The 15,138-nt window shown below is 58.2% G+C and carries 14 protein-coding genes, 1 tRNA gene and 1 pseudogene; 13 read left to right on the forward strand and 3 right to left on the reverse strand.

The window, feature by feature from the left end:
* The first annotated feature begins 24 nt into the window (after window positions 1-24).
* The 6 genes from narH to ACM561_RS05020 all read left to right on the forward strand — a co-directional run bounded on the left by narH (window position 25) and on the right by ACM561_RS05020 (window position 6,620).
* Entirely contained in the window at window positions 25-1,566 is a 1,542-nt protein-coding gene (narH, locus tag ACM561_RS04995) for a nitrate reductase subunit beta (protein WP_425908511.1), read from the forward strand.
* A 138-nt stretch (window positions 1,567-1,704) separates the two neighbouring features.
* Window positions 1,705-2,733 (forward strand): nitrate reductase molybdenum cofactor assembly chaperone, encoded by a 1,029-nt coding sequence (gene narJ, locus ACM561_RS05000; protein ID WP_425908512.1) that lies wholly within the window; start codon window positions 1,705-1,707, stop codon window positions 2,731-2,733.
* Between the two features lie 34 nt (window positions 2,734-2,767).
* Window positions 2,768-3,445 (forward strand): respiratory nitrate reductase subunit gamma, encoded by a 678-nt coding sequence (narI, locus tag ACM561_RS05005; protein ID WP_079447822.1) that lies wholly within the window; start codon window positions 2,768-2,770, stop codon window positions 3,443-3,445.
* Window positions 3,446-3,683: 238 nt separating this feature from the next.
* Entirely contained in the window at window positions 3,684-4,940 is a 1,257-nt protein-coding gene (locus ACM561_RS05010; protein ID WP_425908514.1) for an MFS transporter, read from the forward strand.
* 110 nt (window positions 4,941-5,050) lie between these two features.
* A complete protein-coding gene (locus ACM561_RS05015; protein ID WP_173816031.1) occupies window positions 5,051-6,124 on the forward strand; it encodes a tellurite resistance/C4-dicarboxylate transporter family protein in 1,074 nt (357 codons plus the stop codon).
* A 419-nt stretch (window positions 6,125-6,543) separates the two neighbouring features.
* Window positions 6,544-6,620, forward strand: a tRNA-Met gene (locus tag ACM561_RS05020).
* Here the strand turns inward: ACM561_RS05020 and ACM561_RS05025 are convergent.
* The gene (locus ACM561_RS05025) at window positions 6,577-8,235 is read right to left on the reverse strand and encodes a recombinase family protein (protein WP_425909643.1); all 1,659 of its coding nucleotides are present in this window, start codon (window positions 8,233-8,235) and stop codon (window positions 6,577-6,579) included. The two genes, ACM561_RS05020 and ACM561_RS05025, sit on opposite strands and share 44 nt — an antisense overlap.
* Before the next feature lie 16 nt (window positions 8,236-8,251).
* On the opposite strand from ACM561_RS05025, the gene ACM561_RS05030 reads away from it, so the two are divergent.
* From ACM561_RS05030 to ACM561_RS05060, 7 genes and pseudogenes are all read left to right on the forward strand, one after another.
* Window positions 8,252-8,455 carry a hypothetical protein gene (locus ACM561_RS05030; RefSeq protein WP_425908516.1) on the forward strand — a complete coding sequence of 68 codons (204 nt, stop codon included), beginning with the start codon at window positions 8,252-8,254 and terminating at the stop codon, window positions 8,453-8,455.
* Between the two features lie 276 nt (window positions 8,456-8,731).
* Window positions 8,732-9,034 carry a hypothetical protein gene (locus ACM561_RS05035; protein ID WP_425908517.1) on the forward strand — a complete coding sequence of 101 codons (303 nt, stop codon included), beginning with the start codon at window positions 8,732-8,734 and terminating at the stop codon, window positions 9,032-9,034.
* Window positions 9,031-9,462, forward strand: a complete 432-nt coding sequence (locus ACM561_RS05040; RefSeq protein ID WP_425908519.1) for a PIN domain-containing protein — start codon at window positions 9,031-9,033, stop codon at window positions 9,460-9,462. Before ACM561_RS05035 ends, ACM561_RS05040 begins: the two co-directional genes overlap by 4 nt.
* Window positions 9,462-9,680, forward strand: a complete 219-nt coding sequence (locus ACM561_RS05045) for a hypothetical protein (RefSeq protein WP_425908520.1) — start codon at window positions 9,462-9,464, stop codon at window positions 9,678-9,680. Before ACM561_RS05040 ends, ACM561_RS05045 begins: the two co-directional genes overlap by 1 nt.
* Window positions 9,677-10,282: a hypothetical protein gene (locus ACM561_RS05050; RefSeq protein WP_425908522.1), complete on the forward strand. Its 606-nt coding sequence runs from the start codon at window positions 9,677-9,679 to the stop codon at window positions 10,280-10,282. The genes ACM561_RS05045 and ACM561_RS05050 overlap by 4 nt, the downstream gene beginning before the upstream one ends.
* 2 nt (window positions 10,283-10,284) lie before the next feature.
* A complete protein-coding gene (locus ACM561_RS05055) occupies window positions 10,285-11,337 on the forward strand; it encodes a hypothetical protein (protein WP_425908523.1) in 1,053 nt (350 codons plus the stop codon).
* Window positions 11,334-12,624 (forward strand): annotated as a pseudogene (locus ACM561_RS05060) (ATP-binding protein); the annotation flags it as partial. The gene ACM561_RS05055 and the pseudogene ACM561_RS05060, both read left to right, overlap by 4 nt.
* Before the next feature lie 1,655 nt (window positions 12,625-14,279).
* Here ACM561_RS05060 and ACM561_RS05065 read toward each other — a convergent pair.
* Both ACM561_RS05065 and ACM561_RS05070 read right to left on the reverse strand, forming a co-directional pair.
* Window positions 14,280-14,408: a hypothetical protein gene (locus ACM561_RS05065; protein WP_425908524.1), complete on the reverse strand. Its 129-nt coding sequence runs from the start codon at window positions 14,406-14,408 to the stop codon at window positions 14,280-14,282.
* Between the two features lie 418 nt (window positions 14,409-14,826).
* Window positions 14,827-15,102 carry a metal-sensitive transcriptional regulator gene (locus tag ACM561_RS05070; protein WP_079447773.1) on the reverse strand — a complete coding sequence of 92 codons (276 nt, stop codon included), beginning with the start codon at window positions 15,100-15,102 and terminating at the stop codon, window positions 14,827-14,829.
* Between the last annotated feature and the right edge of the window lie 36 nt (window positions 15,103-15,138).

The raw sequence follows: 15,138 nt of genomic DNA on the forward strand, positions 1-15,138 counted from the left end.
CCATAGGAACGAAGGAGTATACACATGGACATCCGAGCTCAAGTTTCGATGGTCTTTCACTTGGACAAGTGCATCGGTTGCCACACCTGCAGCATCGCGTGCAAGAACATTTGGACCGATCGCAAGGGCACCGAGTACATGTACTGGAACAACGTGGAGACCAAGCCGGGTACGGGTTACCCGACACGTTGGGAAGACCAGACCAAGTATCGCGGCGGTTGGGTGGTTGACGGTCAGAGGCAGAAGAGCCTGCGGCTGCGGCTGCAGGGCAAGTGGGGCACGCTGAGCAACATCTTCTACAACCCCTATCTGCCGACGCTCGACGATTACTACGAACCCTGGACCTACGATTACCAGAACCTGATCAGCGCACCTTTGGCTGACGAGCAGCCGACTGCGCGGGCGATTTCGATGGTGACCGGCAAGTACATGGACACGATCGAGGCGGGACCGAACTGGGACGATGACCTCGGCGGTTCGCAGGTCTACGCGAACAACGATCCGAACTTCGACGGCGCCTCCGATGAGGAGATGCGTCAGATCAACGAGATCAACAGCACGGTCTTTTTCTATCTGCCGCGCATCTGCAATCACTGCCTCAATCCGGGCTGCGTTGCGGCATGTCCGCAAGGCGCGCTCTACAAGCGCGGTGAGGACGGCGTTGTGCTGGTCAGCCAGGAGCGCTGCCGAGCTTGGCGTATGTGCGTGTCCGGCTGCCCCTACAAGAAGACCTATTTCAACTGGTCGACGGGTAAGGCCGAGAAGTGCATCCTGTGCTATCCGCGTCTGGAGAGCGGCCAGCCGCCGGCATGCTTCCACTCCTGCGTGGGACGCATCCGGTATATCGGCCTCGTGCTTTACGATGCGGACGCGATCGAAGAGACGGCTAAGTCGCCGCAGGATCAGCTGGTGATGGCGCAACGCAACATCATCAAGGATCCGTTCGATCCGGAGATCATCGCCGCTGCAAGGGCCAACGGGATTCCGGATTCGAAGATCGAGGCTGCGCAGAAGTCTCCGGTCTTCCAGTTCGTCAAGAAGTGGGGCATCGCGCTGCCGCTGCATCCGGAGTTCCGCACGTTGCCGATGCTGTTCTACGTGCCGCCGCTGGGGCCGGTTCTGGCCAAGGTGGAGAACGGCGTGTACGACAACATTGCTAGTGAATCACGGTTGGGACCGTTGATGAGCTCGCTGGAACGCTCGCGTATTCCGCTTCGCTATATGGCGAGCTTGCTGGCGGGCGGTAATGAGGACATCATCCGCGGCGTCTACAAGAAGCTGGTGGCGGTGCGCGTCTACATGCGTTCGAGGAAGGTCAAGGACATTCCGGACGAGGAGGTACAGCGGGCGCTGGCCGAAGGCAAGACCACCGCGGCGGAGGTCGAGGCGATCTGGCGGCTCACCTCGATGCCGACCTTCGAGGAACGCTTTGTGGTTCCGCCGATGGAGCGTGAGACGGCGGTTGATGCTCTGTTCCCGCAGCTCGACCCGGTCTCTCACAACTATCCGATCCGCAAGGGTGCGGTCGGCGTCGGCTTCCACACCGATCCGGCAAGAGGACCATAGACCCTCTTCCCGCACGGCAAGGCGCGAGACGGTTCCGGGTTATGCATTCGGACCCGTCTCGCGTGGTTCTAAGATGGTCTGAAATAGGAAGACTGTCTTATATAATGTGTTTAGTATCCTAGGCTCGACATAGAAATCATGAGTCGTTTTTCGCATCGTGCAGAGGTTTTGTATTCGAACCGCGCTAAGGTTTTGAGGTTGTTTGCTGACATCCTCGATTACCCTGTTGCAGGTTTAGAGCATAAGGCTGCCGAATGCGTGGCACTGGTGAAATCTGTGCAGCCGCAGGCCGCGGCTTTGTTGGTAGGCTTCCGAGATTTTGCCGAGCAGACGCCGGAGGGAAAGCTGCAGGAGGTTTATAGCGGCTTTTTTGATCTGAATTCGATATGTCATCCCTATGTTGGCTATCAGCTTTTCGGTGAAAACTACAAGCGCAGTGTGTTTTTGGTCGAACTTAAGAAAAGTTATCGTGCAAGCGGGTTTGAGCCCGATGCTTCGGAAATGCCGGATCGCTTGTCGATCGTATTACGCTTCGCTGCGCAGAACGAGGGCGAAGACATCGATGCTCTGTTGAACAAAGGGTTGTTGCCGGCGCTTGAGCGTATGACAACGAAGCCGGAAACGGAAAGTCATCAACACGGACCAGCTGATATTGATGGCGACACCGGAATTGAGCGTGCGAAGCTCGACGATCGTGATTTGCGAAAGCAGTTAAAGGCGCAGCAGCGCGAAGCGCGGAAGTTGATTGAAGGACAGAGTCAGGAAGACGATCGTAAACAACTCAAGGGCCAAGGCCAGGGTGATGTACTGGAGGGCGGCTTTTTGCTGGCCATGAGCGAAGATTATGATGTGGAAGAGGCGGAGAAGCGCGCGCACCCATATCATCAAGTGCTCGACTCATTACGGCTTTTACTAAGCGAGGGTATGACGAAGAAGGGCGCTGACCGCTCAGTCGAGCAGGAGCGTGTCCTTAGCTGGACCCGAGAGCGATTCAATCTTGACGAGGACGAGACGATCATGGTGTCGGAGCTTCCTTGTTCCGATCCCGGCTGTCCTCCAGTAGAAACGCATGTCGTATTCTGGACCCAAGCCGGCCGGCAGCATTTCAAGGTGTATAAGCCACTTGCGGAGGTCGCAGCAGACGACCTGCTGGATTGGCGAGCGTGAGAGGAATATCCCATGTGTGACGGAGGCAAATTCTATGTATGACGTATTCCTGTTCGCGGTTCTGCCATACTTGGCGATCGTGGTGGCGGTTATCGGTGGTGTTCATCGCTACCGTACAAATCGGTTTTCCTATTCAACGTTGTCGTCCCAACTTCTGGAGAACCGCCGTTTGTTTTGGGGCTCCGTACCCTGGCATTACGGTATTGTAGTTGTTTTGCTAGCTCATATGATCGGGTTTCTTGTTCCTGGTATGTGGTCAAGCCTGACATCTACGCCGACAGCGCTATACACTGTCGAGCTGATTGGCTTTGCATTCGGTTTCGCCGCGCTGATAGGCCTATGCGTTTTGATTGTGCGCCGATTCACAACGGAGCGGATTCTTGCCGTGACCAGCCCGATGGACGGCATATTGCTGGTCGCGCTCCTCGTACAGGTCGCACTTGGTTTCTGGGTTTCTCTGGCTTACCGCTGGGGGGCTGACTGGTACATCGATACTGCGGTGCCGTGGTTGATTTCGCTGGTATCTCTGAATCCGCAAACTCACTATGTGTCGGCTTTGCCGCTTCCTGTTAAAGCGCACATGCTTACCGGGTTCTTGGTGATCTCTCTGTTTCCGTTCTCCCGGCTTGTGCATTTGATCATGTTCCCCTTCTGGTACTTGTGGCGGCCGTACCAGATTCAGATCAGAAACACTGTGAGATCTGCTCACTAGTCGCTTGGCGTAATAGTTACGTTCTGGTAAAAGAGACAAAGATATTCTCGCCGGCGAGTTTCGCTCGCCGGCGAGAATTATGAGTTGACGTGTCAGTTGAGAAGATCGTGCGGAGCGGATCCCGTTGGCTTAGCAGCGCGGCGAGCCGGTAGCCTAAGGTCAGGATCCGGGTACTAACCTGATTTTTGAGAAGCAACGCAATCAGCTAGATAGATTATTTCTTAGGTAGGAGCTACCGGTGGAACATTCAGTTGGCAAAGTAGATACGCCAAGCGAGCCGCAAGGCAACGCGAAGGTGTTGTGGATCTCAACCTTAGCGTTTTCGCTTGGGTTCGCTATTTGGGGGATGTTTTCTGCGCTCGCCCCATTTTTGATTGAGTGGTACCATTTCACAAGCACGCAAGTGCTTGTTTTGGCTGCGATGGAACCGCTCTTCGCCGCTGCTGTCAGTATTCCGCTAGGTATTTGGACTGACAAGTTCGGTGGCCGAACTGTGTTTACGATTTTGCTGGTTTGCCTTTCAGTGGTTCTGATTTTCGGAACCTTTGCGGAGGGCTATTATTCCTTCCTATTCCTTGGGTCGATGCTTGGACTTGGTGGTGCGACCTTCGTGGTAGGTAACGCTCACGTGTCGTCGTGGTATCCCAAGTCCAGACAGGGTATGGCCTTGGGCCTTTTTGCCTTGGGAAATATCGGGATTACCTTTGGTATGATGGCTGTTACGTTCGTCATAACGAGCGTTGCAGATGCGAACGATCCTGAGGGCTGGCGTATCATATTCCCGATCTTCGCCATTCCGACGTTGTTAATGGCGGCGGTTTACATGTTTTTCACGTCTGATGCGCCGAACAGGAAGCTTAAGAATACGTCGACGCGGGAGATTTTGGCTGTCTACCGCTCGGGCGTCGTTGTTTGGCTGGTGCCTGGCCTTTATTGGGTGGCGTTCGGCACCTTGGTGTTTTTCGCGTCGACGATGCCGACCTATCTCGTCGATCATTGGCACGTGGAAGCGACCTCGGCAGTGGCATTTTACACGCCGCTGCTGGTGGTTTGCGTGGCAGCTACCCGACCGCTCGGGGGCTGGCTGGCTGACCGTTATGAGGTTTTTTCCCTTTTGACTTGGATGTTCGGTGCCATGTCTGTTCTCGCCGTGCTGATGGCTTTGCAGATGTCACTGAGTTTAGAGTTGGTCGCCATTTACGGGTTGGCGTTGCTGTCGGGCGCGTCAGCGGCAGTGGTCATCAAGCTAATCCCGATGTACTTTGAACAAGTTGGCGCAGTCAGTGGATTGGCCAAAGCTGCCGGCGCGGCTTGCGGTTTCACGATGACCGCTGTTCTGGCAGCCAGCAACTTCCTGTTAGGGGGGTACACGCTCGGCTTTGTTGTCTGGGCACTAATGAATATGGCGGCTTTTTATGTTTCGTTCTCGCGAGTTGGCTTCAGGAATGTGAAGCCGATCAGTGCTGCGATCGCCGAAGCCGTTCCTGCCCATTGAATCCTTTATCTAGGCGATCCTGAGAGGTTTGCCTGTCAACCATTCACACCGCTCCGGGAGGGGCGGTGTGACGTCACAACGGTGTCTAAGCCCAAGGTTAGTGAAGTCTAGTGCAGCCGTTCGACTCACCTAAACGTCGCTTTCGGCTTCGCATGCGCGGCGCCCGCCGCCTTTCACCAGCCTATTTTGCGTTGGTGATGGCTACTGGGATCGTCTCCATTGCTTCGGAGCGGGCCGGATTTCATCCGATCGCCGTCGCTCTTCTTTGGCTGAATACAACACAATTTGTAGCGCTCTGGATTCTCACGTCGTGGCGACTCATACGCTACCGTCGAGCACTGATTGTCGATCTCACCGACCATCGTTCTGCGCCTGGATTCCTTTCCGCAGTGGCTGCCACGGGCGTGATGGCGAACCAATTCATACTCGCTGGCGCATTAGACGTTGCCATGGGACTTTGGATTTTTGGTATTCTCCTCTGGATTATCCTGACCTACACAATTTTTGCAAACCTGACGATCATGGAAGCCAAGCCGACCATTGATCAGGGAATTACCGGGGCTTGGTTGCTTGCGGTCGTTTCGACCCAGGCGATCGCTCTCCTGAGCGCGCTACTCGCACGACATATTCATCAGCCCCTCCGGCTCGACGTCAATTTTCTGGCGCTTTCGATGTTGCTGTGGGGCGGCATGATGTACATCTCGATCATCTCGCTTATTTTCTATCGCTATATGTTTTTTAAGTTCTCGCCTGCCGATTTCGTGCCCTCGTACTGGATCAACATGGGAGCGATGGCTATCTCAACGCTTGCTGGTTCGGTGCTGATTGAGAATGCGGCGGATGCGTGGTTCCTTGAGGAGTTACTTCCCTTTCTCAAAGGTTTCACCATCTTCTTCTGGGCTGCCGGAACGTGGTGGATACCGCTTCTCATCGTCCTGTTTGTCTGGCGGCATGTTTATCGGCGTTTCCCTCTCAGGTACGACCCGGCGTATTGGAGTGCGGTCTTTCCGTTGGGGATGTACACGGTCTGCACTTACGAGATGTCCAGTGCCATGCGGCTGGAGTTCTTACGGCCTATCGCGGATGTATGCGTCTATGTGGCTTTGCTGGCTTGGACGGCAGCGTTTATCGGTCTCGTCAGGAAACTCGCCAGCGATCTGATTCCAGCGCTCAACTCTCGCTGAGATGGATTGGCCGCGCGGCTTGCATTCGCCGATGTTGATTTCGGATTCGGACACCAGTAGTGCTTCGATTTGAAATTTACGGATCGGTCGGCGCATGGCGTAACATGGCGCGCCGAGGGGTATAGGCGAGAGGGTATGATCTTGTTTTTCAAAAGAGGCTTTGCTGCGCGTGAACAGAGTTGATTCATATCATCGAGGAAGCCAATCGAATTTGGAATGAATTATCGTCCGGACCTATAAAAGTCAGGAAATGTGAGGCGCGGCCCTTTCCAAAGCGAGTGTGCATTGGTACACGTGGTTTCGCACTAGGGCGTTCGCCCGAGTTGCCTTCTCAGTCATCTACCGGACGAGAATTGATCGGCGCCTAGGTGTCGACGGATTGCTGCCCGGCATGATTTCGAAGGCTCGCAAAAGTTTAACGCGGGGTGGAGCAGCCCGGTAGCTCGTCAGGCTCATAACCTGAAGGTCATAGGTTCAAATCCTATCCCCGCAACCATCTCAACTTGCGATCGGCCCGCCCCTCCGGCGGGCCTTTTGCTTTTCAGCGAAATCGCAAGAATTCCAGCCAGATCGCCGCGCACGTCGATCTTCAGCTCGTTGTCCTCCGGCGTCAGGATGATTTCCCTCACCAGCGATCGGATGAGGTCGGCCGCGACCATCCGTTTGGCCTCAGAATCCTCTTGAAGCGCTGCATAAAGCTCGTCCACCTGGACGTGGTAGTGGTGCGCCATGTTCGGGTGGAGCAGTGGCGGCGGCTCCTCCGCCTCTTGCAAGAACGCTTTCAGTTCCTTCTGGCGAACCTCCAGCTCCTTCATCTGCTTCATCATGCGGGTAGGCGCGTCCTCGTCACCGGAAGCCATGATGAGCTTCATCAACTTGTCCAGTTCGCGCTCGATCCGCTTCACTTCGGCCTCGGCCGCATCGATCGACGCCCGGCCTTCCATGCGAAGCCGGTTCATCTCGCGCGTGAATTCCTCGCAGAACTCCTTGAAGAGTTCCGGGTCCATCAGGTGATGGCGGAGCACATTCAGGACGCGGGCCTCGAGCTGATCGCGCCGGATATTCTTGCGGTTGTCGCAGGTGCCTTTGTTGCGCGCCGTCGAGCAGCCGACCAGATCAGCCGAAATCATCGAATAGCCACCGTTGCAGCAATTGCACTTGGTCAGGCCCGAAAACAGGTATTTGGGCCGTCGGCGTTCACGGAAATGGTTCTCGCTCTCGCCGTCGTCGGTCCGGTTCTGCTTGACGGCCCTTTGCCGCTCCTTGACCGTTTGCCACAGATCATCATCAAGGATGCGCAGCTCCGGCACGTCCTGGGTAATCCACTCCGATTCCGGATTCATGCGCGCCTGACGCTTGCCAGTGTCCGGGTCTTTGATGAAACGCTGGCGGTTCCAGATCAGCTTGCCGACATACATCTCGTTGTTGAGGATGCCGTTGCCGCGCTTCGGATTGCCGTTGATGGTGCTGAATCCCCAATCGCCGCCACCCGGAGCGGCAATGCTTTCCTTATTCAATTCGAAGGCGATCCGTTTGGCCGATTTGCCGGCGGCATAGTCGCGAAAGATGCGGCGGATGACCTCCGCCTGAAACTCGTTGACGGTTCGGTCGCCGCGCACCGGCTCGCCGTTGCCATCGAACTTCTTGACCACGTCGTAGCCATAGGCGTTGCCGCCACCCGATTTGCCGAGCTCGACCCGCCCGCGTTGACCTCGGCGCGTCTTGTCTGCGAGATCCTTGAGGAACAGGGCATTCATGGTGCCCTTGAGGCCGACATGCAGATGCGTGACCTCGCCCTCAGACAGGGTGACGATCTTCACGTCCGAATAGGCCATGCGCTTATAGAGGCCGGCAATGTCTTCCTGATCGCGCGACAGGCGATCCATGGCCTCCGCGAGCACATAGCCGAAACGACCGCGCGTGGCGTCCGAGATCAGGGCCTGGATACCCGGACGGAGGAGGGAGGCGCCGGAGATCGCGTGGTCGGTATATTCTTCGACCACCTGCCAGCCCTGCTTCTCGGCGTGAAGGCGGCAAATACGAAGTTGGTCGGCGATCGAGGCATCGCGCTGATTGTCCGATGAATAGCGGGCGTAGATCGCGACCTTCACAGCGCACTCTCCTCCAATGTCAGGAGCGCGTCGTGCGGCGTTCCTCTGTCTGCTTCTCGAACTCCTCGCGTGCGGCTCGGCGGGCAAGCAACCGTACCAGCTCTATCAGGCGCGGGTCGGAACCTTCGCCGCGCCGCACGAGCGTCAATTCCGGCTCTACGAGCCGGAGCGCGCTTCTCTGCTTTGGGCGGTTGCCATGGTCCATCGTTGCGTCGTTTGAAGGCGATTGCAAGGTGATCGGCTTCACGATTGCTGCAAGGTGAATTATAAGCAATTGAAATCAAAGGAGAATAGTCGGCGGCGCTCGGAGCGTTTTCGGCGACGATAGAGACGCCCTGCGTAGCGCGGCGCGCCACAGCAGATGGAAAATACTGGCGCTGTTCCGGGCTTTTGCGCGTGCCGCCAAAATTGTCAGGGGCGCTCGTATTCATCTCGTCATCTCTTGCCGGCCGCCCAAGCATGGATTATATATCCAGATATAACAGGAGAGACAGCGATGGGCAATGCCGCACAGAAGAGGGCGCTTCAGAATTACCGCGCACGCCTGACGCAGCGCGGCTTTACGCGCTTTGAGGTGATGGCGCTTGATGCCGACCGTGAACTGATCCGAACCCTTGCGCGCCGTCTGGCAGAAGAGGGGCCGGAAGCAGAGCAGGTTCGCGCCGCTGTGAAGACAGCCGTAGCCGGCGAACCGCCGAAGCCAGGCAATATTCTGACTGCTTTGCGGCGTTCGCCCTTGGTCGGCGCCGAACTTGACCTTTCTCGACCGCGTGAAGAGGGGCGGAAGATCGACCTGTGACGCGCTATCTGCTCGACACCAACATAATCAGCAACATCGTCAAGCCGCGGCCCTCAGAGTCATTACTTGCCTGGATAGGGAGCCAGCGCGACGAGGATCTGTTCATCGCATCGCTGACAGTCGCCGAGATTCGGCGCGGCATTCTGGAGAAGCCGCGCGGCAAGAAGCGTGATGCCCTCGACGCATGGTTCGCCGGGCCGGAGGGGCCGCAAGCCCTATTCGCAGGGCGTATCCTGTCCTTCGACGACAGGGCCGGCTTGGTTTGGGCACGGCTTATGGCGGAAGGTAAGGCGGCTGGTCGTCCCCGCAGCGGGCTCGACATGATCGTAGCCGCGATTGCTGGCACGAATGATTGTGTGGTCGTCACCGACAACGAGCGTGACTTCGCCGGCATGGAGTTCATCAATCCAATCCGCGGGGCGGGCTGATGCGAGCGAAGCCCTTCTCACGTCCCACGCTCATCGCCGCCGTCGAACTGCTCGAAGACCACAGTCAGGCACGCTTCAATCAGATGGTCCTTCGGCTCGGCCTTGAAGACGAGATCGGCTCCGGGACGGCAGTAAGCGTCGCCAAGAAGTGCGACATCCTCGGACGCATCATCGTGCAGCGGCCGGACCAGATGCTCGATACGCTCGACGCACCATGACGCTCGGCGAGGCTGTGGTCCGCGAAGCCGTCCAGCTCCTGCGCGCCGAGCTGAGCCTTCCGCGCGAGCTGGCGCTGGGGCGCGGCCTGGCGCGTGATGGCTACGTCGTGAGCTTCGGCGACTATGGACGCGATCCCACGCTGCGCGCGGCCTTACCCGACGAGGTCCAGCTTCCCGAGACCGACGACGAAGTTCACCAGCTTCTCAAGTCCTTTCAGTTCACGACGCCGCTCGGCCATCTGGATCAGGCGGTCGAGGCGCACACGCGCGGCGATTGGGCGGCCTGTAACAGCCAGCTCCGAACCTTTCTTGAAAGCCTGTTCGACGACATCGCCCGGAACGTTCGGCCGCAGGAAGCCGCGCAGCGGCCCAGTTCCTCGAACCGGCGCGCGCTCCTGGCCGATCCGAGTGTCGGCTTTCTTGCGGTCGACCGGAACGAATGGACGGCCGACGGCAAGAACTACGTCAACGGCCTCTTCAAGATGCTGCACACCGAGGGCTCGCACCCTGGGCTCTCGGACGAGGATCACAGCACCTTTCGCCTGCATGTCGTCCTCATCACGGCCAGGACCTTTTTGCGCCGTCTCCACTATGGCCGTTGATCATGATCGCGAGCGCCACCAGCACGAAATCCAAGGTAACCTTCCTGGAAACCGTCTATCCGCCGATTTCTAATCAGGAGGCCGTCTGGCTTCAGAATGACCCGGAGGTCGAGGCGCTGCTCAGGCAGAGCGACTTCTACATGATCGGCGGTCGCGCTGAGGCCAAATACCTGAACCTCGTCATCGACCCCGAGACCTACGTCATAACCTTCGATTTTGCGATCGGCGGCGATTTTCGCGACCCCGTCGAGATCCGAGTCCGCGACCTGCCGGCCGTCGAGAAATCGGAAGCCGAATCCTTTTGGATCGAGGTTGGCGACAAAAATATCCGGGTATGGGACGGGCCGATCGGCGAGCCCGGCTCGAACGTTCTGGAGTGGTTCACGACTGAGAAGCTGATCTGGGATCGGTCACGCGGCCGCGCCGGTATCGAGCGCTTCGATCGTTACCGCGAGGCCGCGACCTATGATCTCCTCTATGTCGGCATCGCCAAAGTCGGAGACAGCTTCGACCGCCTCATCAGCAATGGGCACAAGGCCCGCATGGAGATTCTTGGCAACGAACCCCAGCGTTATCCCGGAGCGCGGGTGACGGACGAAATCTATCTGTTCCTGTTCAACGTCCAACCGCTGATCGTGACGACCTTCGAGCCGGACCATGGCTTCGAGAACGAGGATTTCAGCGGTGCCTACGATCACAAGCGCATCGTCGCCGATGCCGAGAAGGCCTTCGTCAACCTCCTGAAGCCCGAATACAACGTGGTGAAGTTCGCGAGCTACCCGAAGGGCGCGGATGGCCTCTATGGCTCCGATTTCGTTCGCTACGGCTACACGATCTGCGAGGCAGTTTCCTTCAACACGCTGCATGGCCGGATCAGGGGAAGCCGGGACGCAGCTACCGGCTTCATCACCAACGATGCCGACAGCATCTTCGTGGAAGGAAGCACCGTGAAGCTGTTCGTCTCGGGTGTCGACTTCCCGGCCGAATCGCCGCTGGCCGCAGCGAACGCGGCTCGGCAAGACAACCAGAAGGAAGAAAATCAGGGGGGTGTATGATCAATCGCGGTTCCGAATGGCATCGATGGGAGCCGCATATCCATGCGCCTGGCACCCTGTTCAACAACCAATTCAAAGGCACCAACGCCTGGGGTGACTATTTCACCAGCCTCGAACAGGCGACGCCCGTTGTCCGCGCGATCGCGGTGACCGACTATTATTGCACCGATACCTATCAGCACGTTGTGCGCGAGATGAAGGAAAACGGCCGCCTGCCGCAGGTCGCGCTCGTCTTCCCCAATGTCGAGCTACGACTCGACGTGGCGACGGTGAAAGAACGCTGGACCAACATCCACCTTCTCGTCTGCCCCGACGACCCCAAGCATGTGGCGGAGGTGGAGCGCTTTCTCAGCCGGCTGAGATTTGAAGCCTTCGGCGACAACTTTGCCTGCACGCGAGAAGACCTCGCAAAGCTGGGGCGACAGTCCAAGCCGGAACTGAGTGATGAGCAGGTCGCTTTCCGGCATGGTGCCTCGCAGTTCAAGGTCAACTTCGGAAAATTGCGGGAGGAGTTCGGCAAGAGCGATTGGGCGAAAGAGAACATCCTGGTCGCGGTCGCTGGCGCCGAAACCGATGGTACGTCCGGTATCCGCGATGCCAATGACGCAACCTTGCGACGTCATTTTTGCCAGCAGCCCGGCGCAGCGCGATTTCTGGCTGGGCCGCAAAACCGGCGTGGGAGAGGACGTGCTTCGCGTGCGCTATGACGGCTGCAAGCCCTGCCTGCACGGCAGCGATGCCCATGAGCAAGCTACTGTCGCCAAACCCGATGGCAACCGCTATTCCTGGATCAAGGGCGCACTGGAATTCGATGCGCTGCGCCAGGCCCATATCGATCCCGCCGGTCGGGCCTATGTCGGCCCCCATCCCCCGTTTCGGGCCACGCCCGCGCGCGTCATCGCCGAGGTGGAATTGACGAGCGCGGACTGGGCGCAGACGCCGAAGCTCGTCCTTAATCCCGGTTTGGTCGCCATCATCGGCGCGCGAGGCTCCGGCAAGACCGCGCTTGCGGATGCGATCGCGGCGGGATGCGACGCGACGGATGATTTCGGCGAACTGCTGGAACTGCGGACGACTGTGTTGCGCGACAACCGCAGTCGTGACGAGGAGGCCATCGCGACCCTCTCCGATCAGGTCGGGCTCGAACGCGAGAAGCAAAGCCAGATCACCGGCCTCAAGTCGCAAATCACTCAGAAAGAAGCGCTGATCGCCGGCTACATTAAAAGCCGAGACACATTGGTGACCACGGGCAGCGCCGAGCGGATCGCGCGGCTGAATGCGCTGACCGACGCGGCCGATCACGCCCGGACCCAGATTCGGTTGTGGTCGCAGGAAACCCAAGCCCTGCGGTCCTTACAGAACGATGTGTCGGATTTCCGAACCAACCGCGCGCCGATGGCGCTGCGAATGACCAAGCAAAACTTTGTCGGCGCGCATCTGGATGACAATGCGTGGGAAGTATTCCGGCAGACCTACGCCGGCAATGTCGACGGGACATTGACCGAGCACCTTGCCAAGGCCGAGCAGGCGACGGCCGGGTGGCGGGGTAAGGAACTGCCTCGTAAGGCGAACGACCAAGAGCCCTATGTGGCCGAGGACGCCGACCTGAAGCGATTGTCGCTGGGCGAACTTGAGGCCGAGATCGGCCGCATTCAGCGCCTCATCAACATAGATACCGATACCGCCAATCGCCTGCGAGCGATGACCACCAAAGTCGGCGACGAGAACGCTGCGCTGAAGCGCCTGAAGGAAACGCTGGCGGATTGCGAAGGCGCCGCGGCGCGGACCACACAACTCCAAACAGATCGCGAGCAGGCTTATTTGCGGGTCTTCGAGTCCATCGTCGCGGAAGAGCAAGTGCTGCATGCGTTGTATCGCCCGCTCATGGATCGGCTCGCGCAGGCGTCCGGTACGCTGCGCAAATTGTCGTTCTCGGTGTCCCGTCATGCCGATGTGCATCGCTGGGCGACTGAGGGCGAAGGCTTGTTCGACAAACGGCGCACCGGCCCTTTCAAAGGCGTTGGCACGTTGGAGACTTGGGCGGACGCGCTGCTGAAGCCAGCGTGGGAGTCGGGCGATCCGAAAGCCGTCGCCGAAGCGATGGCGGGATTTCGCCAGGCCCACCAAGCCGAACTTCTCGATCTCTCCGAGGTGCCGCGATCACAGCAAGCGGATTATCGCTCCTGGTTGAAGCGTTTCGCCAAATGGCTCTATGGCACGAGCCATATCGAAATCAGCTACAGCATCGACTATGAAGCCGTTGATATCCGAAAGCTCTCTCCGGGTAGAGGGGCTGCGAACCGCTGGGCTCGATGTATCCGCCTCCGGGGGAATCCTCCAGGCATTTGGTTGGTGGCTATCTCCGCACGAGGCGCGGCCAGGAGGTCGGCCGGGCAATCGATTTCTGAGCTTGACCAACGTAGGGTCTCGGTCCGAAGACAGCAGTTTGGAACGGCTATTGCTACTACGCAGCACTGCGAAATAATCCGCTGCAAGACGCTGCGGCCATATCCGCCAGCAGAGAATAGTCCTTTGAGAAACAACGCAAGTTGAGATGGCTGCAGGTCCCCGCAACCAACTTTGTTTGCCCGACCCAAACATCAAACCTGCCTGGATTTTCGGAGGCGGGCTTTGCGTTTTTTACGAAGAAGGCGAGGATTCCGGCGATTTGTACCATCAAGTCAATGGACGGGCCTTGCTCCGTTCTTGCCGTTCTTTGTTGGGTTTAGGATGATCCGATCCACAAGCGTCCGGATCGGCGCGACAGCATCCGCGCGCCGGGATTGTCGGTCAATGCCTCCAGGAGCGCCGCAATCTGCTTTTGGCAAAAGCAACCCATAGCCGGGTGGATGACGACCAAATCGGCCTGTGTTCGTCGAGCTGCGCTTCCAGCCTAGGTCTAGCGCCTTTACAGTTAGCCGCTGGCTCCTTGATCTAGCCTTTCAGACGTCGTCAACAATCTCGTCGATCACCGTCAATCTCCGGTCGAATCTTGACCAGTTCGGTGCGAAAGTTTCAATCGAGGCGTTGCGTTCGACATACGGCCGCTTGATGTGGCGGGCCGGGTCCATCAGCTCATGCTAGAGCCCTTCAAGAACGGCTGCCTCCAGTTCATCCTGGCGGAGGGCGGAGAGGTTTGCACGAGTGCCCTCGCTTCGGCGGTCGCGTATCCGAAATGCTCCGCCGAGAAGTTTGACGAAGCTGGCTTCAGCTCCTCACAGCCGCTTAACTCCTTTGCCACTTCGCTGTCCCGCCCCATTGAAAATGGTGCCGTCCTGTCATGAGCGCTTCCGCGAAAGCGACGCGGTGGGAATTTCATCGAGGATGGGATTTCCGCATCGGTGTCCGTCCTGTCCCGGCCCGTGAAGGCGAAGCTGCAATATAGAACGTATTGGGTAGGGCGACTTCGAGAAGATTCAGATACCGCATCGATCTGATCTGGCGCATCCGATGTCGCGCACCGGGTGGACGCCGGCAGTATCTCTTCAACTATCGGTTCGTCCGCTCGATGACGGCCATCAACTCGGAGATCTTGCGCCGCTGATCGGCCTTGTTGCCGCTTGTGATCGCGTGCTCGACGCAATGCGCCACATGATCCTTCAGCACTTCCTCCTCGACGCGCCGGAGCGCGGCGCGCACGGCGGATATTTGCGTCACGATGTCGATACAATAGCGGTCTTCGTCCACCATTCGGGATAGGCCGCGTACCTGGCCCTCGATCCGGCTGAGGCGCTTTCGGCAGGATATCTTGATATTGTCGCGCATGGCGGATATATACCCCCATGGGGTATATACTGCAAG

This window comes from Nitrobacter sp. TKz-YC02 (genome assembly GCF_049852135.1).
In the GTDB taxonomy this organism is placed as follows: Bacteria; Pseudomonadota; Alphaproteobacteria; order Rhizobiales; family Xanthobacteraceae; genus Nitrobacter; species Nitrobacter vulgaris.